At 43.3% G+C, this 21,559-nt stretch carries 21 protein-coding genes and 1 pseudogene; 6 read left to right on the top strand and 16 right to left on the bottom strand.

What is annotated here, in order from left to right; genetic code table 11:
* Window positions 1-131: 131 nt before the first annotated feature.
* From QTO06_RS01655 to QTO06_RS01645, 3 genes are all read left to right on the top strand, one after another.
* Window positions 132-434 carry a hypothetical protein gene (locus QTO06_RS01655; protein ID WP_331406658.1) on the top strand — a complete coding sequence of 101 codons (303 nt, stop codon included), beginning with the start codon at window positions 132-134 and terminating at the stop codon, window positions 432-434.
* 378 nt (window positions 435-812) lie between these two features.
* Complete coding sequence (locus QTO06_RS01650) at window positions 813-2,243, top strand: AAA family ATPase (RefSeq protein ID WP_331406657.1); 1,431 nt, start codon at window positions 813-815, stop codon at window positions 2,241-2,243.
* A 1-nt stretch (window position 2,244) separates the two neighbouring features.
* On the top strand, window positions 2,245-3,084 hold the full coding sequence (locus QTO06_RS01645; protein WP_331406656.1) for a hypothetical protein: 840 nt from the start codon (window positions 2,245-2,247) through the stop codon (window positions 3,082-3,084).
* A 171-nt stretch (window positions 3,085-3,255) separates the two neighbouring features.
* On the opposite strand, the gene QTO06_RS01640 is transcribed toward QTO06_RS01645, so the two are convergent.
* The 3 genes from QTO06_RS01640 to QTO06_RS01630 all read right to left on the bottom strand — a co-directional run bounded on the left by QTO06_RS01640 (window position 3,256) and on the right by QTO06_RS01630 (window position 6,091).
* On the bottom strand, window positions 3,256-4,125 hold the full coding sequence (locus QTO06_RS01640; protein ID WP_005448236.1) for a hypothetical protein: 870 nt from the start codon (window positions 4,123-4,125) through the stop codon (window positions 3,256-3,258).
* A 149-nt stretch (window positions 4,126-4,274) separates the two neighbouring features.
* The gene (locus tag QTO06_RS01635) at window positions 4,275-4,742 is read right to left on the bottom strand and encodes an NUDIX domain-containing protein (RefSeq protein WP_025630548.1); all 468 of its coding nucleotides are present in this window, start codon (window positions 4,740-4,742) and stop codon (window positions 4,275-4,277) included.
* 767 nt (window positions 4,743-5,509) lie between these two features.
* Window positions 5,510-6,091, bottom strand: coding sequence for a hypothetical protein (locus tag QTO06_RS01630; protein WP_331406655.1), 582 nt, complete (start codon window positions 6,089-6,091; stop codon window positions 5,510-5,512).
* Window positions 6,092-6,318: 227 nt separating this feature from the next.
* Here QTO06_RS01630 and QTO06_RS01625 point away from each other — a divergent pair.
* A pseudogene (locus tag QTO06_RS01625) lies at window positions 6,319-6,570 on the top strand (hypothetical protein); the annotation flags it as partial.
* A 257-nt stretch (window positions 6,571-6,827) separates the two neighbouring features.
* Here QTO06_RS01625 and QTO06_RS01620 read toward each other — a convergent pair.
* From QTO06_RS01620 to QTO06_RS01605, 3 genes are all read right to left on the bottom strand, one after another.
* Entirely contained in the window at window positions 6,828-7,580 is a 753-nt protein-coding gene (locus tag QTO06_RS01620) for a DUF2971 domain-containing protein (RefSeq protein WP_140336080.1), read from the bottom strand.
* Between the two features lie 147 nt (window positions 7,581-7,727).
* Window positions 7,728-8,015 carry a type II toxin-antitoxin system RelE/ParE family toxin gene (locus QTO06_RS01610; RefSeq protein WP_085761065.1) on the bottom strand — a complete coding sequence of 96 codons (288 nt, stop codon included), beginning with the start codon at window positions 8,013-8,015 and terminating at the stop codon, window positions 7,728-7,730.
* A complete protein-coding gene (locus QTO06_RS01605) occupies window positions 8,012-8,293 on the bottom strand; it encodes a type II toxin-antitoxin system Phd/YefM family antitoxin (protein WP_000086647.1) in 282 nt (93 codons plus the stop codon). Before QTO06_RS01605 ends, QTO06_RS01610 begins: the two co-directional genes overlap by 4 nt.
* Before the next feature lie 299 nt (window positions 8,294-8,592).
* Here QTO06_RS01605 and QTO06_RS01600 point away from each other — a divergent pair, with 299 nt between their 5' ends.
* Window positions 8,593-9,555: an integron integrase gene (locus QTO06_RS01600; protein ID WP_331406654.1), complete on the top strand. Its 963-nt coding sequence runs from the start codon at window positions 8,593-8,595 to the stop codon at window positions 9,553-9,555.
* A gap of 58 nt (window positions 9,556-9,613) precedes the next feature.
* Here QTO06_RS01600 and QTO06_RS01595 read toward each other — a convergent pair whose 3' ends face one another.
* From QTO06_RS01595 to QTO06_RS01560, 8 genes are all read right to left on the bottom strand, one after another.
* Entirely contained in the window at window positions 9,614-10,087 is a 474-nt protein-coding gene (locus tag QTO06_RS01595; protein WP_331404354.1) for a DUF2947 domain-containing protein, read from the bottom strand.
* Between the two features lie 13 nt (window positions 10,088-10,100).
* Window positions 10,101-10,688 (bottom strand): HD domain-containing protein, encoded by a 588-nt coding sequence (locus QTO06_RS01590; RefSeq protein ID WP_208445137.1) that lies wholly within the window; start codon window positions 10,686-10,688, stop codon window positions 10,101-10,103.
* Window positions 10,689-11,273 carry a ribosomal protein S5-alanine N-acetyltransferase gene (gene rimJ / locus QTO06_RS01585; protein ID WP_331406653.1) on the bottom strand — a complete coding sequence of 195 codons (585 nt, stop codon included), beginning with the start codon at window positions 11,271-11,273 and terminating at the stop codon, window positions 10,689-10,691. It abuts the gene before it with no gap.
* Between the two features lie 65 nt (window positions 11,274-11,338).
* Window positions 11,339-12,883, bottom strand: a complete 1,545-nt coding sequence (tyrR, locus tag QTO06_RS01580; protein WP_009706853.1) for a transcriptional regulator TyrR — start codon at window positions 12,881-12,883, stop codon at window positions 11,339-11,341.
* A gap of 100 nt (window positions 12,884-12,983) precedes the next feature.
* Window positions 12,984-14,024 (bottom strand): YcjF family protein, encoded by a 1,041-nt coding sequence (locus tag QTO06_RS01575; RefSeq protein ID WP_077261223.1) that lies wholly within the window; start codon window positions 14,022-14,024, stop codon window positions 12,984-12,986.
* Complete coding sequence (locus tag QTO06_RS01570; protein WP_331406652.1) at window positions 14,021-15,397, bottom strand: YcjX family protein; 1,377 nt, start codon at window positions 15,395-15,397, stop codon at window positions 14,021-14,023. The genes QTO06_RS01575 and QTO06_RS01570 overlap by 4 nt, the downstream gene beginning before the upstream one ends.
* A gap of 156 nt (window positions 15,398-15,553) precedes the next feature.
* A complete protein-coding gene (locus QTO06_RS01565; protein ID WP_009706856.1) occupies window positions 15,554-15,739 on the bottom strand; it encodes a hypothetical protein in 186 nt (61 codons plus the stop codon).
* Between the two features lie 229 nt (window positions 15,740-15,968).
* Window positions 15,969-17,486: a fumarate hydratase gene (locus QTO06_RS01560; protein ID WP_331406651.1), complete on the bottom strand. Its 1,518-nt coding sequence runs from the start codon at window positions 17,484-17,486 to the stop codon at window positions 15,969-15,971.
* 273 nt (window positions 17,487-17,759) lie between these two features.
* On the opposite strand from QTO06_RS01560, the gene pabB reads away from it, so the two are divergent.
* Window positions 17,760-19,130 carry an aminodeoxychorismate synthase component I gene (pabB, locus tag QTO06_RS01555; RefSeq protein ID WP_331406662.1) on the top strand — a complete coding sequence of 457 codons (1,371 nt, stop codon included), beginning with the start codon at window positions 17,760-17,762 and terminating at the stop codon, window positions 19,128-19,130.
* Window positions 19,131-19,262: 132 nt separating this feature from the next.
* Here pabB and QTO06_RS01550 read toward each other — a convergent pair whose 3' ends face one another.
* Window positions 19,263-20,963, bottom strand: a complete 1,701-nt coding sequence (locus QTO06_RS01550; RefSeq protein WP_331406650.1) for an ATP-binding protein — start codon at window positions 20,961-20,963, stop codon at window positions 19,263-19,265.
* 6 nt (window positions 20,964-20,969) lie between these two features.
* Window positions 20,970-21,509, bottom strand: a complete 540-nt coding sequence (locus QTO06_RS01545) for a heme NO-binding domain-containing protein (RefSeq protein WP_009706860.1) — start codon at window positions 21,507-21,509, stop codon at window positions 20,970-20,972.
* Window positions 21,510-21,559: the final 50 nt, after the last annotated feature.

Raw genomic sequence — 21,559 nt, 5'->3', positions numbered from 1 at the left:
AATCCCTCTTGAGCAGTTTGTTAGTCGCGAGGCACCGAGCGACAATTTTAAGCCAAACTAAACTTTGCGAACAACAAACTTTATGTGCTTTGATGCATTTAAGTCAGGCGTAGTCTCAAAGCAGCTATTCAATGAAACCACTTGGAACAAACAACGCCGAAGAAAACGAACTGACAACACCAAAAGGCGCTTTTGGAAAGCTAATCTCACAGTGCGGACTTTCAACGAAGTCACTGAAACCACGTGGAATTTACAACAACAGAGAAAACGTCATTTCAGCGAGTAAATCTGCTTTTGTACCAACAAACTCACCGAGCGGAGTTGCAACCAAAAACAAACTCTCGATTGCCCTGCTCTGTCAGCACCAAAGAACAAAACAATCGCTAGGACACTTGCAAAACTTTGGACTTATAACAGCTAGAACTAAGTTCTGATGATCGACGATGAATCTGTGTACCAAACAAACAGCTGCTAAATTTTAAGCTCAGAAACATGATTTTGATTGCTAGCTTTTTCTGGCGACTAACGCCGCGTTAAGTAGTGAGCAACGCTACCACCTAGCCTAAACCATTGCACCGTAAACACCAAAACTGACTTGAACTGAAAATGCCGAGCGTTGGGAATCTGTCTTAAACGCTTTGTTAGGGCTCTCGTTGCCATTTGTATGATCGAACTTACAAATTTTGTTCTTTATTCCAATGGCTTTGTTTTAATACACTGTAACGCATAAAATTAATGGTACAATACACCATTAATTTATTGTTGTATTACTAAGTCTAATCTTTAGCCTATGTTTAGGGTAAGTAAATAAAATGAAAATAATTGTAGTTTCAAATTTTGACTCTGGCTTTACTCCTGAATCAGAAGATCATGTATTGCTGTACTTTCGAAACTGGGATGACTACGGCACCAAATCAACCTACGATATGAGCATCTATTTTAGTGATATTGATGCATATGAAAATATTGGAGAAATAAAAGTAATTTCTAAAAATGCAGAAGATTACGATGAAAATGGTTACCTAACAATATCTGGAGAGTTTACAAACCTACCTGATACATTAGGTTCATTAGGTCAATCTGAAGATTTTTATATATCCATTAAAAATTCATTGAAGAAAGATGCTGAAAAAGTTCTAGAAAGCTTAAATGACCTATCTATTCTTCCTGGTTTAAGAGATACATTTGAGTCTAACAGCAATTTTAAGAGTTCATTAATTAGATACAGTGATGCAGAGCGCGCATTAAAGATTGGTGAATATATTATAAAAAACAAGGAATTCACAGATAGTTTTTCCTTCGAATTTTCCAATGGAACCGAGTCACATAATACATCCTGTAACTTTGACTTCGATAGCAAATTCCCAACAAGCTCTAGAGTTAACATTATAATTGGTGAAAATGGCACAGGAAAAACAACTTATATGGCTGATTTAGCTTTAAGTATGAGCGGTCGAGAAAACAAAGGTAAGTTTACTGAATCCCGCCCTTCTTTTAGCAAGATAATATCTGCCTCTTTTAGTGCCTTTGATTCGTTTGAAATACCAAAAGAGAAGAAAACATTTAGTTATAAATATTGTGGATTAAGAGATAGCTCTGGATTCATGAATAGAAAAAAAGTATTAGAAAATTACAAGAATAGCTGTAAGAAAATAATAGAAAGAAATATTGAACATGTATGGGAAAAAATTCTTTCTAAATTTATACCTCAACATAAGACAGAAAGAATTTACCAAGAATTTTTCATAGACAGAATTTATTCCAATGTATTAGAAAATTCATTCTTGAGTTCTGGTGAAAGTATTCTTTTATACTCTTTCACTCAAATAATAGCTGAGACAAAGAAAGAATCACTTGTTTTGTTCGATGAACCCGAACTACATCTTCACCCAAGAGCTATTTCAAATATAATACCAGCTATAAATGAGATGCTATGGATGTTAAATGCATATGCCATAGTTGCAACACATTCGCCGATTATTCTTCAGCAAATTCCCTCCAAGTTCGTTCGTGTTTTCGATAACTATAGCGGTCAACTAACGACACGAACACTTGAGATAGAGACACTGGGAGAAAACCTCAATGCTATAACACATGAAGTTTTTAACACTTTCGAATCGGAACAACCTTACAAACAAATACTTAAAAGTTTGTCGTTAAAATATTCTAACGAAGAAATCAACGATATTTTTGATGGAAAGTTGAGCTTAAGTTGTCAATTGTATTTAGAGAGCCTTCGTTGAGATGAAAAATAGAATTTACTATCAATGCAATGACAAAGAAATATATCAAGATGTCGTCAATGCAATGAGAAACACGTATAGAAAGGCTCCAAATACAAGAAAACCTCTATTAAGCTCTTTAGCTTCTAGTGTAGAGGAACGTTATGACGAATATGAACAGAGTTTTCTAGCTAACAACTTACTAAGTATCAATGATTGCACAAGAAATGAACTTGAATCTGACGCACTCATTTATCTGTATGAAGGTAATTCACAAATTGTTGATAATTTAAAAATTTCAATTAAAGACAATCAGGAGGAACACTTAAAGCAAATTTGTCCTAGTTGTGGTTTATTGCCAGCTATTACTGTTGATCACTACATTCCAAAAGAAATATACCCAGATTTCTCTATATATTCCAAAAATTTAATATGGACTTGTGGGACCTGTAACGGAAAAAAATCAACCTATTGGAAAGAGAGTACTCACCGTGGGATCATTAATTTTTATACTGATCATATCCCAACTTTCCGCTTTATAGATTGCACAATTGTCAACCAAAATGGAATATTGAAAGTCGATTATCACCTTAATGTTCAATTACTATCGACGTATCCACATATCGTCAAGCACTTTGAAAGACTTGACATTCTGGGATTATATAAAGAACACATTCCAACAAAACTTAGTGAGATAATTGCAGACATTCAATCTTTCAAAGGAATATTGGACTCAAAAAAGGTTAAGCAAATCTTGTACAAAAGATACTTCAGTAGGATAAAAGATTTTGGTGTTAATGATTGGAAGTCTTTATTGCTAAGAAATATAATAATAGGAAAGCACTACGAGCAATACTTATAATAAAAGCCCTTATGGGCTTTTATTTTCGTTGATCTTACTTTCACATTAGAGCCCTAACGCCCTGTTAAGGTGTGAGCAACGCAATACCGAAGCTCCCGCATACCACCTTAAACACTAAACGCAACGCATAGCAAAAATGCCACGCGTTGCGAATCACTCTTAAACAGATTGTTATACCGTTTTTTTAACCAAGTTTTGCTTGAACTGCATGATAGATTCTCTGATTGAGTCCTTTGATACAAATTCAGGTTTACAAGCGTTATCCAACCACTGATAAATCAAATCATGATTACCCCTAAAGACAACGAAAGATTTTATTTTGGCATATCGTTGAAGAGTTTTGCAGTCAGTGTAAATCCTAATTTTGACAAATGCCTTTTCGAAAACAAGAACAAGGTAGAATGCATAAATAAATGGTAAAACCCCAACAGATAGCAGCATTGGTACCAGAAAATCTCGAAACGTACCTACACTAAAAAACTTTCCAGGCTCAGTGTAAATGCTATAAAGTGACCCAAGCAGTAAACTGGTACCAATAACTACTAATATGGCATCGAATAGCTTTTTGACCCTTTGATGGTTCGGTTCTGGGTTATTCCCAGCGATGACACTACACATTGCGGCAACGGACATCATGGCAACTATGATAAGTTCAGAAAAATAACCGTATGAATGAAACGCCACTAAAAACTGAACCATTACGACTAACTTGATTTGAGCTTGCAATGATGTACGAAGATAGTGTCTGGGTTCCTGAATCTTAGTTGCGCCAAATACCTGCACAGCACCAACAAACACAAGCCATAACACCGTGTTTTTTAGTTGTCCAGCATTCCACACTCCTACTTCGAATAGCACAAAAACAACTAATGAAGTATAAAGTGTCAGTGCCCCCAAAGTAATGATGATCGGCTTTTGCTGGAGTGCTCTGAAAACTCCTAGAATGGATGTGCCCACATCCTTATTCTTACCACTTGACCAAATTAGCACTGCTACTATTAAAGTCACAGAGGCTAACTCGCGATTGTTAAATATTTCCAAGCTTACCTCACTGGAAAAACGGTATAACGCCGTGTTAAGGTGTGAGGCACGCAATGCCGAAGCCTCCGCATACCACCTTAACCACTAAAACTAACGCATAGTAAAAATGCCACGCGTGCCGAATCACTCTTGAACAATTTGTTAGCTTTCTAGCCAACGAAGTACGCTGAATCATTTTCTGCAAATAAACAATCCAACGGGTAAGGCAGCTCAAGCCTTGGCATATTACCTTTTGAAAACCATTTAAGGCATACCGTTTCATCATCGAGTGCGGATTGAGAACAACTTTCTACTACACATTTGAACATGATAACTGTGTATTCAACTTGATCACCATTTGGGTATGTAAAACCAAAACCCTCACCGCCGAATACACCAAGCAGGCGATCTACTTTTACAGCCAAACCTGTTTCCTCGCGAACTTCCCTGATCAATGCTTGCACTGGCGACTCTTGAGGTTCAATCATTCCGGCAGGAAGGCTCCATGTGCCATCTGATTTTTGCTGAAGTAGTAGCTCTTTATTTTCATTTAAAATGACACCCGCAACGCCGGGGATAAGAAGTGGCATCGTTCCAATCTTAGAACGAACCTCTTTGATATAGTCACTTGCGCTCAATTTTCCTCCTTGAAAGCTAACGCCCTGCTAAGGGGTGAGCAACGCAATACAAAAGCCGCCGCAAACCGCCTTAATCACTAAATTCAACGCATAGTAAAAATGCCACGCGTTGCGAATCCCTCTTGAGCAGTTTGTTAGTCGCGAGGCACCGAGCGACAATTTTAAGCCGAACTAAACTTTGCGAACAACAAACTTTATGTGCTTTGATGCATTTAAGTCAGGCGTAGTCTCAAAGCGGCTACTCAATGAAACCACTTGAAACATAAAACGCCGGAGAAAACGGACTGACAACACCAAAAAGCGCTTTTGGAAAACCAATGTCACAGTGCGGACTTTCAACAAAGTCACTGAAACCACGTGGAACTTACCACACCAGAGAAAACGTCCTTTCAGCAAGTAAATAAGCTTTTAAACCAACAAACTCACCGAGCTGATTTGCAACCAAAAACAGATTTTCGATTGCCCCGCTCTATCACCACCAAAGAACGAAAAAACCGCTCGGGAAATAGCAATGCATTGATTTAGAACCGATGAAACTGAACTTTGACCGACGAAGATGGAACTATGAATCAAACAACCAACAGCCAACAACCAACAACCAAGTTTTGAGCTTACAAACATGATTTTGACTGCTAGCTTTTTCTGGCGACTAACGCCCTGTTAAGGTGTGAGCAACGCAATACTGAAGCCGCCGCATAACACCTTAAACACCAACCGCAACGCATAGTAAAAATGCCACGCGTTGCGAATCACTCTTAAACAGTTTGTTATGCTTGTCCTGACAGTGTGCGCAACCGCTCCTGCACATAGCTACGTCGCTCAACTAACTTATTGATTCTTGTATTTATGTTTATAAACTCTTCTTCAATTAGCGCCGCCTCACCATCGTAGGCCAATATTGTATTGTTTCCTTTTTGAGTGGAGGCTTGAGCTATTAAATGCTGTCTAAAGGCATATTCAGAAGCTAAATCTACATTCAATGAATCAACCTCTTTGCTAAGAGCATTCATTTGGGAAGAAAGCATTAAAAGCTTTGTTTGCTGCTTTTGGCCCCTAACTGTATCAATTAAAGACTCCCTAGCTTCAGCTAACTCTTGTTTTTGAACCTTTACAGATACCGTAAGCCAATATAACGCAGACAACGCAATGATTGGATTTAAAAGACCGCCAACAAAATCCCCAAAAGCTCCCCAAACGGTAGAGTCAGTGCTAACTCCTTGACCATTGACATACCAAAACCAATAAATATAAACCGCGACACTCAACACAAGCACAAACAGAGCAGCCCATTGAGTTACTAGTACTTTTTTATCAATTGAATTGCTATCCATTTTATCCTCAAAAAGCATAACGCCCTGCTAAGGGGTGAGCAACGCAATACCGAAGCCGCCGCATACCACCTTAATCACTTAAACCAACGCATAGTAAAAATGCCACGCGTTGCGAATCCCTCTTGAGCAGTTTGTTAGTCGCGAGGCACCGAGCGACAATTTTAAGCTGAACTAAACTTTGCGAACAACAAACTTTATGTGCTTTGATGTACTTAAGTCAGGCGTAGTCTCAAAGCGGCTATTCAATGAAACCACTTGGAACAAACAGCGCCGTAGAAAACGGACTTACAACACCAAAAAGCGCTTTTGGAAAACCAATCTCACAGTGCGGACTTTCAACAAAGCCGCTGAAACCACGTGGAACTTACAACACCGGAGAAAACGTCATTTCAGCGAGTAAATCTGCTTTTGTACCAACAAACTCACCGAGCGAAGTTGCAACCAAAAACAGACTCTCGATTGCCCTGCTATGTCAGCACCAAAGAACAAAACAACCGTGAGGACACTTGCAAAACTTTGGACTTAAAACAGCTGAAAATGAGTTTGGACCAACGACGATGAACCTGTGAGCCGAACAATCAGCAGCCAAATTTTGAGCTTAGAAACATGATTTTGATTGCTAGCTTTTTCTGGCGACTAACGCCCTGTTAAGGTGTGAGTAACGCAATACAAAAGCTACCGCATACCACCTTAAACACCAAACGCAACGCATAGTGAAAATGCCACGCGTTGCGAATCACTCTTAAACAGATTGTTATACAAATTCTAACCGATATTGCTCTTTAGCTTTTACTGCGCGCTTAAACGATAGACTTACGTCATGTTTACGTTCAAACGACTTAACTAATAGCTGCAACTCATTCAAATCTGCATCTGACATTTTAGCTCCGGCAATAACACCTGTTATCAACTTCGGATAAAAAGAATGTATTCCAGGACCTGCAATATGAGCTAAACACCTATGCTCTTGCTCGTATTCCCAATCTTTTGCTTTTACCAGAAATTGCTCAGCTAGAGCCTCAAAGCCATCAGCCTTTCCCATCGTAACCTTGGGCATATCACTTTTGTACTGCACAGCCCATGCAATTAACAAATATTCAGGCGTCTCCAAAAACTCAGCAAAATTTGTTGGTGTTTCAAACTCTACAACAAAACCTTTATGATTATCCGCATAGTGTGACCACATTAAGATATTTTCAAAAGTCTCAGAAAGAGAACAAATACCAAAACTTGAGGTCATGCTTTTAGTAAAATCTCCGGACACCAATGAACTTTTGAGGTTCTCGATCATTGTCCCCTCATCTGCTACATTCCCTTGAAAAACCATCTTAGCATTCTCAAGTAAATCAGTTCTCGACAAAGCATATTCTAACGACTTTTCAACATCATAAGAGACAACACAGTCAAATGGATCATTAAACTCCTCTGCTGACGAAAACTTCATAGTGCAATTTGATAGGATGTTCTTAGAACCATCTGAAAATGGAACATATTTGTACAGCTTCAATTTTTCACCTATTTGTATAACGCCCTGTTAAGGGGTGAGCAACGCAATACCGAAGTCGCCGCATACCGCCTTAAACACTAAAACCAACGCATGATGAAAATGCCACGCGTTGCGAATCCCTCTTGAACAGTTTGTTATAACACAGTTTTACACGTCATCTTCCGATAAAATTTGACGACAATTACGAACTGTTAGTATGCGAATTTCGTGACTTAAACTGTAGATAATACGATAGTGACCAAAGATGATTTCACGATAATTCGTGTGGGGCATTTCAGGAACAAACCGCCCCATTTCAGGCATACTTCCAAGGAGTTCAGTTTTATCAAAAACTTCATTTACCCACCTCTCTGCCGCAGGTGGATTATCCAAAGAAATAAACTCCGCGGCATCACCTAGTTTCTGAAGTGCTAATGGAGACCAGACTACTTTCATTTCTTAATGCGCCCAAGTACTTGAGCACGTGCATCATCATTGGAAACACCGAGACCAGAAGCTAACTGAGCTTCAGCTGTGCGCATTTCTTCCAGTAATTCGATTTTCTCTTGCATTGCTTCATACTCAGCAACATCGAGAACAACAGCAACACCTTTGCCACGTTGCGTAATAACCAATGGACGACGAGTCTCATTGATTTGTTTGATGTATGAAGCTACACCGGCACGAAACTCAGACAAAGGCTGAATATCTTGATCGAAATGAATACGACTCATATTGAACTCCAGTTAGTACAAAATAACGTACAAATAATAGTTCAACTGACCCTTTTGAGCAAGAAGTTGATTCTGTGTTATAACGCTTTCTATACGGCCTTTTGCCACCTTTCAGGCAGGCTACCGCCTTCTTTCATTCCAAAAGAAAGTATGCATGCTAGCACTTATCTTTATGAAACAAATAGGAAATCAGTATTAATCTGTGTGCTCACACACGCAATTAGACGGCGAAGTGACACCTAATTCTTAAAGAGAGGCTAAGTTTATAAAAATGTATAAACAACCAGTCAAATTAGAAAATGAAAAGTCAGTTTTTACTTAGCGTCAAAGAGCATATGATCTCGCGTCACTATGCGAAGAAAACCATTGAAACCTACCTGTTTTGGATCAAGCGTTACATTGTCTTCCACCAGCTAGCTCACCCTTCCAAACTTTGTGAAGACGATGTTGAACGCTTTCTAAGTCATCTTGCCATTGATGAAAAGGTAGCAGTGAAAACGCAGGCACTTGCATTAAACGCCATCTCATTTTTATATCGAGAGTATTTCCAGATGCCACTTTCATTGAATATGAGATTTCAAAAATCACTCACTGAGAAAAAACTGCCCGTTGTGTTAACAAGAGACGAAGTGAGACGCTTTGTTCAGCATATTGACCCCAAATACAAACTCCATATCCAACTATTGTACGGTTCTGGTCTGCGAATTATGGAATGCTTACGACTAAGAATTCAAGATATTGATTACGACTACGGTGCGCTTAGAGTCTGGCAAGGAAAAGGTGGTAAGAATAGAACGGTCACATTAGCGAAAGAGCTACATGAACCACTAAAAGCACAGGTCAATAGAACGAGAGATTATTATCAGAAAGACCGTCATATGGGCGGTTATGCCGGTGTTTATATCTCTGATGGGCTACGAAGGAAGTACCCCGGCGCAGAATTGGATTTTAATTGGCACTTTCTCTTCCCATCAACCAAATTAAGCATAGATGCAGATACTGGTGAGTTTAGACGCCATCATGTCAATGAGAGCGCGATACAAAGGGCAGTGAAACGAGCGGCAAAAGACGCGGGAATAGAAAAGTCTGTCACTTGCCATACGCTTAGGCACAGCTTTGCTACCCACCTTCTAGAGTCAGGAGCCGACATACGAACCGTCCAAGAACAACTTGGGCATACTAATGTGAAAACGACTCAGATCTACACCCACGTGATCGAACGCGGCGCAGGAGGTGTATTAAGTCCCTTATCAAACCTATAGAGACACAAAAGCCACCGAGCTATTAGAAGTAACTCGGTGGCTTTAACAATATAACGTCTTAGTGACGCTCGCCCAATTTGACGTTGCCTTTCGAATCAAACCAAAGCGCTTGAGCGCGACGGCGGCCGAGCAGGATCGGGCCATCATCATAGAACAGGAAGTTCTTCCAATATTTTTTAAACGTCGACCACTTCGTCTCGATAACGTTGTATTTCTCGTAACAGAAGTACACCGTGACGTCATCTTGCCAATCAATAAACGCCGCGATTTCTTCTGGTAACTCGGGGTCATCGGCTTCCCAAGCTGCCATCCAATCAACTTCTTCGGACCAGTTAGACTCTTTCATTGGCCAATCGGACGAGCTCAAACGATCCATATCAGGACTTTGTGCACTAATGTTCTCTTTCCAGAACTGCGCGGCGCGAGCTTGACTCATCGGCTTGATAAACTCGAGGTCCTCTTCAGGCACTGGCATTGACTGGTGAGTAAAAATCCATTTTCTTTGGTATTCATCCAAAGGCAAATAAGACATTCAGTCTCCTTTCTTACGACTTCAACCAACCTTTCTCGGTGGCTTCTTCAATCAATTCTTTGGCCTTGTCCCATAGGGTGACAGAACCAAATTCAATTCTTTTATTGATGGTTAACGCTTGCTCTCGCGTCACACCATGTTCTTTCCAACTTTGACCATCATTGTGGTAGTTGAGTAGCATCGGGATAAGGCGATCCAACGCTTTGGCGTATTTCGCATCATCACTTTGGGCCGCTTCAAATTCTTTCCACAAAGAGAACAGCTCATCACCTTGATCGCTTGGTAACATTCCAAACAGACGCTCTGCCGCTTTCAGTTCTTTCTCTTCTTGTTCTTTTGAAGCAGCGACATCATAAACAAAGGTATCGCCTGCGTCGATCTCTACGACGTCATGGATAAGCAGCATTTTCATCACTCGAGCAATATCGATTGGCGCATTGGCATGTTCTTGCATTAATACCGCCATCAATGCAACGTGCCAACTATGCTCACCACTATTCTCTAAGCGTCGGTCGGCACTCTTTACCCGAGTACGACGAAGCACGCTCTTGAGTTGATCCAGTTCAATGAGAAGTGCTAACTGCTTTTCCAATCTTTCCATTTATCGAGCCTCAGCTTTCCAGTTTGGGTTAGTTAACGATGTCAGCACATGATCTTGCCATTCACCGTTAATCAACAAATAATCTTTAGCGTAGCCTTCTCTCTCAAAACCAACATGCTGCAACACCGCTTCACTGCGCTTATTATGCGGCATGTAACCTGCTTGAATGCGGTGTATCTTTTGCACATCAAACATGTAATCACAGGCCATTTTTAACGCGCGGCGCATATAGCCATAGCCTTGCGCGTCTTCTGCAAGGGAGTAACCCACATTGCAGGAATGAAATGGAAAACGAGTCAGGTTGCTGAAAGAGAGCGTGCCAAGCATTTTACCAGATTCGGCATGAACAAGCAGACAATAGTATCCCAGTCCCATACGATGTAATTCATTCAATTTGATCAGCTTTTGTAGCCAGCCATTGACTGAGTAGAATGCTTCTTCGCGCTTCGGTTCGAAGGGCTTCAAGTAGTCGCGATTGCTTTGAAAATATTCTGCAATCATATCGGCATCGCCAATTTCTGCAGTACGTAGAAGCAAGTCGCCGTCCAACTTGTGAACGGCGATTGAAGAACTTATATCTTCCATTATGAATAACAACGTCCATTTAATTTCGGGGTCATTTGACAGATAGCCCAGTATTTACCGCGACTCTAGACTTTACGAATACCATAGTCGCGCAGTTTGTTCGCGATAGAGGTGTGCGACACATTCAATCGCTTAGCGAGCTTACGACTCGATGGGAATGATTGATACAAACGCTCTAAGATTTGCGATTCGTAATCACGCATGATCTCATCAAGCGAGCCATCAAGATTCAATGTCGCGCTACCACCGCCCATCGCTTGTGGCTGAGGCAAGTTGAAGTTTTCTGCTTTAAGGATGTGCCCATCCATCTCAGTCAGTGCGCGCAGAACCATATTGTCCAATTGACGCATGTTGCCCGGCCATTGGTAGTTCGCTAATGCATCCACCAGTTCTTCATCCAGCTCAGGCTTGTCGATGCCAAGTTGCTGAGCGTGTTTCGTTACGAACAAGTCCAGCAGCGGCGCTACGTCGTTCGAGCGCTTGCGCAGAGGCGGAATATTCAAGGTCAGAACATTGAGGCGATAATACAAATCTTCACGAAACTTGCCAGCCTCAGCAAGCTCGGCAAGGTTGTGCTTAGTCGAAGCGATAATGCGGACATCAACGTGCATTTCATCTTCAGCACCTACTCGACGGAAGTTACCATCCTGTAAGAAGCGCAGCAGTTTGATTTGCAGATGCGAGCTCATCTCCCCGATTTCATCAAGGAAGACGGTACCGCCATTTGCTTGTTCGAAGATACCTTTATGACCTTGTTCGTGATTAAACGAACCCGGCGCATGACCAAACAACTCGGTTTCGGCCACATCATCGGGCATGGATGCACAGCTCAAAACAAGGAAAGGTTTGCTCGCTCGGCCAGAGCGGCTGTGACATGCTTTTGCCAGCATCTCTTTACCTGTACCCGTTTCGCCTTCAATCAATAGAGGCTGATCAAGAACAGATAACTTCTTCGCTTGGTTCATCAGCGCTTTGTGGCGATTTGATAAGCCGACAAAATGCTCAAAGCCAAGTTGATTATGAAGAGGCAGTATTTCTTCGATTTGCGCACCGTGTTGGCTCGAACGAATCGTCATCAAGGTACTAGCAAGTGTCGAGTTTTGCGCTTCGTCTTTGATGTAGACCGGCATCAACTCAAGAATGTAATCCAATCCGTCGATTACCAAGCTTTCGCGAGTGCGAGCATTCACGCCTTCAGACCAGCGGTTAAATCGAACACTCGGCAATAACATACCAATTTGCGTGCCGATAACATCTTGTTTGTGCTGACCAAGAAGAGAAAGTGCAGACATGTTTGCCATATCGACAGCGCCTTTGAGGTCGATAGCAAACACTGGATCAGGCAAGTTATCCACCAACGAAAGCAGCTCTGTGTTGTGGCGCTCCATTGGCATAAATTGGATTTTACGTACGTCTTTGACCCCCGGAATACGGCGGATCTCAGCCATTAACTCACTGAAGGTATCAAAGTCGATATCTGGGCAGTTTAGGTAAATGATGCCACTGATATCAATTTCGATACCACGTAAGTCGATGCTTTTAGACGCTAAAATATCGAGCAGTTCTCGGGTAAGACCGAGTCTATCTTCACAAAAGACTTCAAGACGCACTGAAAATATCCCAATTCACAACTGTCAGGAAAAGTTGACAGTAGTTTCTCCCAAGCTTGGAATGGCGTCAAGCAATCCTCACTGTCAAAGGTGATATTGGTTACGGTTTCATCGTGATTGATGCAACTTTCGCCACAACCTCTTTGCGAATCGCACCGAGTTTCACTTGGCGCTCTGGATACCAAGGTAAAGGACGAAGCAGCGCCATGGATTTTAGACCAAGACGAGCGGTTAAGATCCCCACACCGAGTCCCTGCCCTGCTCGTGCGGAGATTTTTCCGGCGAGATCCATCGACATCAAATCCATGCTGGCATCAATAGCGAGCTCACTCGCACCCGCTGCCGCCATATTCACGAACACAGAGCGGAGCAATTTGATTCGAGAAGCGTAGCCAAGCTCCACGCCATACACTTTAGAAAGATTGTCGATCATTTTGAAGTTACGCCATGCCACCAGCAACATGTCAGCGGCTGCCAGTGGGCTAACGGCCACCAAGGCTGCGGATTCGGTTGCGTGCTGCGAAACAATTTTGGTTGCGAGCTTATCTTGCTGGCTAACGACCATGGCATCGTACATCTCTAGAATTTCAGCGTCACTGTGAGCTGGGTTTACGCTGTTTTTCCAACGATCAAAACCTGGGTTCTCTGCCAGTACACCACTTTGCTCCGCGACTTTTTCGCAAAATGCTTTACCCTTGCCGACGCTTTGGCTATCGATAAGCGCTTCACTCTCTTCTTGCACACTAAAGTGATTGCGTAGTTTGCGCAACTTCCATAACTCTTTGCCTAACGCGCCTAAACCAAAAGAAGCGATGGTAGTGATAAAGCCAGCCCAACCAAGCGCTAGCCAATCAGCAGTTTGTATAGCGGTAATCACAGAATCAACCGCTTGCCAGCCTACTAAACCAGCGAAGGTGGCAAAGAGCCCTGTTGTGAGCCATTTGCGACCAGATTTGGGGCGAATGACTTGTTCGAGCTGCAACTCTTGCTCTGTCTCTTCCTGTTGCTCTTCAATCTCAACGGGTATGAAGGTCTCTTTTTCAGAGAACGTCTTCTGCGCATTCAACTCCGGGGATACGCCCTCTTCCTCGCTGTGCATCACTTTTTCTTTGAAGACTTGTTTTTGTTTTAGTTCGCTCATTTCAATTTGTCTCCCAATAGGTATTCCAATGCTTTGTCGAGGCGAATGTGTTTCATTGGCTCATCCGTTTCTGAAGGCATCGGTCGGAAAGAAGTAAAATCAAAGCCACTATTTTGCCAATAGACCGCATTAGGTAACTTCTTCGGCACTTCACCAGGGAACATTGTCACCGACTCCCCATCGAGCGTCATCCCTTTGAGTGCAGGTACGCTCTTATCTCCCGACGCAATAAAACCCGAGGTCGTCGCTTGAATCGAGGCAATGCTCATGCAGCTCATTTCAATATTCTCATACGCTGCGGTCTGCCATGCTGGATGCACCATTTGTTGAAGTAAGGAGACCAAATGCGGATGTTGATCCGGTGTCACGTGGTCGGCTTTTGTCGCAGCGAACAATACTCTGTCGATTTTTGGTGAGAACAAGCGACGCAAAAAGCTGCTTCTACCATATCGGAAGCTGTGCATGATTTGTTCAAGCGCTTGGCGCATATCGTAAAAAGCTTCATCACCCGCATTGAGTGGCTGTAAGCAATCCACCAGCACAATCTGTCGATCAAACGTTGCAAAGTGATGCTTGTAAAATGCCTTTACGACCTTTTGCTGATACTCGTGATAACGCGCTTCAAGCATTGCTAAGTTACTGCCTTTAACTGGCTTCGTATCTGCGTCAAATCGACATGGGAAGAACTGCAATACTGGCGCCCCTTCAAGCTCACCCGGTAAGACGAATCGACCTGGCTGAACCCAATGTAAGCCACTGTCTTTACAAGCATGTAAATAGTCGGTGTAAGTTTTAGCGACTTTCTCTAGCTGCTTTTCATTCAATTCCGCAGCTAAATCCAGCGTTTCTAGCTCTGCCAACCAGTCGGCAGCAAGCTCACTACGCTGCCCTTTTAGCGCCTCAAATTGGGTCTGTGACCACGTCGCAAAATCCATATCGAGCAAAGGCAGATCCAATAGCCACTCACCCGGATAGTCGATGATGTCGACATTCAACACGGCGGTTTTACTCAGCAGCTTTTTGGTGGTTTTGTTTGGCTTGTATTTCAGTGCCAGTCGTATCTCGCTCACGTCACGGGTCGGTACTGGCCATTGTGGTGGTGTGGCATGAATTTGGTTCATCGCATCATCATAGGCAAAACGCGGTACCATCATGTTGGTTTGTGGCTCACGTTTGGCGCCAATTAAACGTTTGTCACGAGCGGCATTAAATAGCGGCAAGTTGTCATGAGTGGCGGTATGCAGTAATTGATTAAGCAGAGAAGTAATGAAAGCCGTCTTACCTGCACGCGATAACCCCGTTACAGCAATGCGAACGTTGGAGTCCATGCCACGGCTGATAAAGTCATTCACTTCTTGCGTTATTCTTTTCATACTTTTTATTTATCTCATCAATTCTTGCTATGCAGTGTAATTTTACCAACCTTAATCAAAGATGAACAAAGTATTCACTGCAAAACCTTTTTCCAAAAACGAAAAAGCCCCTGAGAGTTTCAGAGGCTTAGAGATCTTAACGACTTTCTGTCCAGTCTAATCGTCTTCAATCAACTTGTAGATAACGAATAGGCAAACTTCCAGAATCAACCATAACACACAAGTGATGGTGACGTATTTTTCATCGAAGATACTGATGCCGTGAAGAATCAAGTCGTAGCCAACAAAGCTACCGATCACAACAGCAAGAACTATTTGTAGAATTTGAATAAAACGAGGCATGCCGTCTCCTAATTATGGTCAGCATAACAACGAGATTTGCTATGCCTATTAGTTTATATCTGAGTATATAGACAAAAAGTGCAGCTTTCGCTGCACTTTTGTCAAATGTTTGCTAGGTAAATCAGCACTTTGTCACATTCTCTCAATTGAGACGTTCGCCTTATGTTCAATAATGCAAAGCTCATCGTAAGCCTAGTGACGAAACACTGTAACCTGACAGGGCAGCAGCTTACGCTTCCATTTCTTGGATTTTTACTTTCCAAGTATCTGGACCAATTTGGTGAGCGTTCGCGCCATTTGAATCCACAGCCACCGTTACAGGCATATCTTCGACTTCAAACTCGTAGATTGCTTCCATGCCTAGGTCTTCGAATGCCACCACGCGAGCTTTCTTAATCGCTTTAGCAACTAGGTACGCCGCGCCGCCAACTGCCATTAAGTAAACCGCTTTGTGGTTCTTGATAGATTCAACTGTTGCAGGACCGCGCTCTGCTTTACCGATCATGCCCATAATGCCTGTTTCTTCTAACATCATGTCTGTGAACTTATCCATACGTGTTGAGGTTGTTGGACCTGCAGGACCTACGGCCTCATCACCGACGGCATCAACCGGGCCAACGTAATAAATGAACTTACCCTTGAAATCAACGCCAGCAGGTAAACCTTCACCCGCTTCTAGCATGCCTTGAATGCGTTTATGCGCAGCATCACGACCAGTTAGAATTTTGCCCGACAGCAGAACCGTTTCACCGGTTTTCCACTCTTGAACTTCTTCTTTGGTCACGGTATCTAAGTTCACGCGACGTGTGTTCTCGCCCGCTTCCCAAGTAATACCTGGCCAATCTTCTAGCTTCGGTGGCGTTAGCTCAGCAGGACCGTTGCCATCTAGTGTGAAATGCACGTGACGAGTCGCTGCACAGTTCGGAATCAAGCACACAGGCTTAGACGCGGCATGGGTTGGCGCGGTTTTGATTTTTACGTCAACAACCGTTGTTAAACCACCTAGGCCTTGCGCACCAATACCCAGCTTGTTTACACGGTTGAAGATATCAAGACGAAGCTCTTCTTCCGCATTTTGAGGACCACGATCGATCAGTTCTTGAATATCGACGTGCCCCATCAGAGATTCTTTTGCTAATACGGCTGCTTTTTCAGCGGTACCGCCGATACCAATACCAAGCATGCCCGGTGGACACCAACCTGCGCCCATTGCTGGTAGGGTTTTCTCTACCCATTCTGCAATGTCGTCAGATGGGTTTAGCATCACCATCTTGGTTTTGTTTTCAGAACCGCCGCCTTTCGCAGCAATTTGGATTTCCACTTTATCGCCTGGCACCATATTGATGTGCACGACTGCTGGTGTGTTGTCTTTAGTATTGATTCGCTTGCCCGCAGGGTCCATCAGAACCGAGGCACGCAATGGGTTATCCGGATTAGTGTAAGCCTGTCGAACGCCTTCATCCACCATTTGCTGAACCGTCATGTCGGTCGAATCCCATTGAACGCCCATACCGATGTTCACGAAACAAGTCACGATGCCTGTATCCTGACAAATCGGTCGATGGCCTTCTGCCGACATACGGGAGTTAATTAGGATCTGAGCGATAGCGTCTTTCGCTGCTTGGCTCTCTTCACGGTGGTAGGCTTTTTCAAGGGCTTGAACAAAGTCTAGCGGGTGGTAGTAAGAAATATACTGTAGCGCATCAGCAACACTGCTGATGACATCCTGCGTGCGTATTACCGTCATTGCATGCCTCATTATTGTTATGCTTTGCTTCCATTATTGGCTTGGCTTCTGTCGTGTTTGTTGAGCTTATTGCCCTTAAATGAGCTTCGTTTTATGTAAACAATTGTCGAACGGCTGATATCGACACACGAGTTATTGAAGTCGCCTTCTCATATAGTAAAACCACCTCAAAGCCTTTGTATAGAGGTAGTTTGGCTATACAGATGAATATGATACTCTTGCTGCCCATGACATGCCATGCAGTGAACGAACTCTTTGTCACAATTTAAACAAATGAACAACATGGATACGCAATTGCTTGATTTTAAGGCATTGGATTATGCCAACGACCTCGCTATTTCCCTATTTTCTCGTATCGAACAGCAGCCTTGGGCGATGCTTTTACGCTCCGCTTCTGAGACGCACATCGACAGCCGATTTGATGTATTGGTTGCCAATCCAATCGCAACGCTGGAGATCATCGCTGGCGAGACGCAAATCAAAACCGACACGCAAAAATTCGTCTCTCAAGATGACCCGTTCTCGCTGTTAGACGAGCTTCAACAACAGCTTTTGCCAAACCTTGAGTTAGGCGCAGAGTGGGATCTGCCGTTTGTCGGCGGTGCGCTGGGTTATTTCAGTTACGATCTAGGCCGCCGTGTCGAGTCTATGCCAGAACTGGCAACCAAAGACCTTCAAACGCCAGATATGGCTGTTGGGTTATATGAATGGGCACTGGTGGTAGACCACAAACTAGAAAAAGCTTGTGTTGTAGGTCAAAACACTGAGCAAGCGTGGCAATGGCTTAATTCACAATCTCTAGATGATGTTGAAGACTTCAAGCTGATTGGCGATTGGCAATCGAACATGACGCAAGCGTCTTACGCTTCACGTTTTGACCGTGTTCAAGAATACTTGTTGAGTGGCGACTGTTACCAAATCAACTTGGCACAGCGCTTTAATGCTTCTTATCAAGGAAGCGAGTGGCAAGCTTACACAAAACTAGAAGCGGCGAACCAAGCCCCTTTCTCTGCATTTATTCGCATGCCTCATTCGGCGATCGTAAGCGTGTCACCGGAGCGCTTTTTGGAGCTTAAAGACAACGTCATTGAAACCAAGCCAATCAAAGGTACACGTCCACGTAGCCAAAATGCTGAGCTTGACCAAGCCAATGCGCACGATCTGCAAACCGCAGAGAAAGACCAAGCCGAGAACTTAATGATCGTCGACTTGCTGCGTAATGACATTGGCCGCGTCGCGTCACCGGGCAGCGTTCATGTGCCAAAGCTATTTGATATTGAAAGCTTCCCTGCGGTGCACCACTTAGTCAGCACCATCCGCGCCAATTTGGATACACAATACAGCGCAGCCGATCTGCTTCGAGCTTGCTTCCCTGGTGGTTCAATTACTGGTGCGCCAAAAGTGCGAGCAATGCAAATCATCGAAGAGTTAGAACCGCATCGTCGCAGCGCATATTGTGGCAGTATCGGTTATATCTCACGCCATGGTCGTATGGATACCAGCATCACGATCCGTACTCTGGTTGCAGAAGATAACAAGCTCTACGCTTGGGCCGGCGGCGGCGTCGTGGCAGACAGTGATTGCGCAGCAGAATATCAAGAGACGCTAGACAAACTGTCCAAGATCTTACCGGCGCTGAAGTAACTTAAAGCGCTTTTAAGTACTCAGAAATACGGCTCTGCAGTAATAACAGAGCCGTTTTTGTTTATCCCTAGTTTTTGTTAATCATTGTTTTTGGCTGATCACTGCTTGTTGCTGCTCAAGGGAACTTGTGCATCATTCGTCGAGCCACTTACACATGATTTGTTCTATATCAGCAGCGGTATAAGGCTTGGTGAGAATGTCATCCATGCCAGATTCAATGCACTTTTTTCTCTCTTCTAGGGTTGTCCCTGCAGTCAGCGCAATGATTGGCTTAGTGAAGCCGTCTTCGCGCAAATGTACCGTCGCTTCATAACCGTCCATTTCTGGCATACGACAATCCATAAATATTAGCTCGTAGTCTTTCTCTTTTACCGCATCGAGCGCTTCTAGTCCGTTGTTTTTTAAATCTGGTTTGATATCGAGCTTTTTGAGCATTTGAGTGACAATCACTTGGTTCATACGAATGTCGTCTACCACCAACACCGAGCGTCCTGCCAGTTCGATGTATTTACCGACAGACACGTCACCAGCAGCCCTTCCCTGTGCTTCGCCTTGTTTGAGCGGCACAACGACTTTAAAGGTAGTGCCTTTGCGTGGCTCACTGACGAAACTAATTTCACCATCCATCAAGTCGACTAAGTTCTTGCAGATTGCTAAACCTAAACCAGAGCCTTCAAAGCTTCGCTTGGTGGAACGGTCAGCTTGTACAAAAGGGTCAAACAGCGCTTTCTGCGCCTCTAAAGGAATACCAATGCCTGTGTCTTCCACTTCGAAATGCGCATAACCATCGACCCACTCGACGCGTAGAACCACGCCACCGAGATGAGTGAACTTAATCGCGTTACCGATTAGGTTAACTAAAATCTGGGTGATGCGTTCGAAGTCACCCACAAGAAATTCTGGAATGCCGAGCTTTTTGTCGATCGAAAAATGAATGCGCTTTTCCGCCGCTTTCGCAGCAAACACACCGGTTAATGCGTTCTCTAAATCTTTCCAAGCAAAAACTTTATCGATGATTTCCATCATACCCGCATTCATTTTACTGAAATCGAGCAAGTCATTAATGATGACACGAAGTAAATCACCGGATTGGATCAAGTTACCAAGGTATTGTTGCTGTTCATCCCCCAGCTCGGTTTTGCTCAGCAACTCTGCACTGCCCAATACGCCGTTTAACGGAGTACGAAGCTCGTGGTTGATCATCGCGACAAATTCTTTGGTTGCTTTCTCAGACGCTTCTGCCCGTTTACGCAACTCAACCTCTCGCTCTAAACTCAAGTGTCGGCTGATAACCCCGTGCACCAGATCGGAAACCAACACCATTTGTTTTGAAGTGAACTCTTGATCGACTTGATCAAGAGCGACAGAAAAGATCAGCTCACCCAAGATCGCTGAGTCAATAATGATCGGTAAATAGAGGCGATTCTCGATCCAATGAGGCTTGGTTTGTATCGAGTTTTCATGAGCGAGCACGAGATGCCCAAACTGATGGCGACGCAACGATGAGAGATGCTCTTGGCTCAAAGATAAGTAGGCACCGGAAACCACCGAGTTTGATGTCAGTTGCTCCAAGAAACTGGCAATCATGGTCTCGTCAAAGGTGCTAGAAAGGAACGTTCGTCCAAACTTGATCAGAGTTGCATCGATTTGTTCTTCAAACTCGAACTTACGTAAGTCGTTCTCAGATTTCATCTCGAGTTTTTTCAATGCGACACTCAGTTGCTGATTGGACTCATACAGCTCTATGCTCTTTTGCTCTAACAGTGTTTCTGCCGCTTTTCGTGACGCGACTTCTCGTTTGAGTTTCCTTTCTAGTGAGGAACTTCCCGTCATATTGAGTTATTGAGCCTCCAGCCAAAAACGTACTTGGCTTCCGTCATCCGATTGGTTTTGATGTTTAACAACGACACTCTCATTGAAGTGGTTCGCACAACCTTGTATCAGGCCGACACAAACATGCGCCATGCAACGTGCGCTTCGATAATCAAACACCATTTCTGATTCTGTTTCATTGATAAAATCAAATTGCGGTGGATTGGCGTCTGGGTAAAGCTTTTTCACTTCGACATGAATAAAGTCTTCTACATGGCGCACAAATTGGAACGTGGTGGTGCACTGTTGAAGACTGGCATGGTTTGGAATGGACTTAAGTAGATTTTGAAATACGCACTCACCAAACACTTCTTGTAATTTTTCTGGCGGAATGTCAGACACTTTGCTGAGGTTAACGATCAACTTAACAAGGTCTCGATGGTCATAACTGCCTACCGAGGTGTAAATGCCTTCATCATTAGACAGGTCCAAGACTTGGTCAAGCACTTCCAGACCAAACTTGTCCTCCACTAACTCCATGAACTCTGTGAAAATTATCCCTTTCATCGTCTTCAACTAACCTTATAGTGACGTCTTAAAATAAAGAATGGTGTATA

Origin of the sequence: Vibrio sp. M260121, from assembly GCF_036533715.1 — a bacterium.
Classification (GTDB): Bacteria; Pseudomonadota; Gammaproteobacteria; order Enterobacterales; family Vibrionaceae; genus Vibrio.
This window is presented reverse-complemented; position numbering and strand designations above follow the sequence as displayed.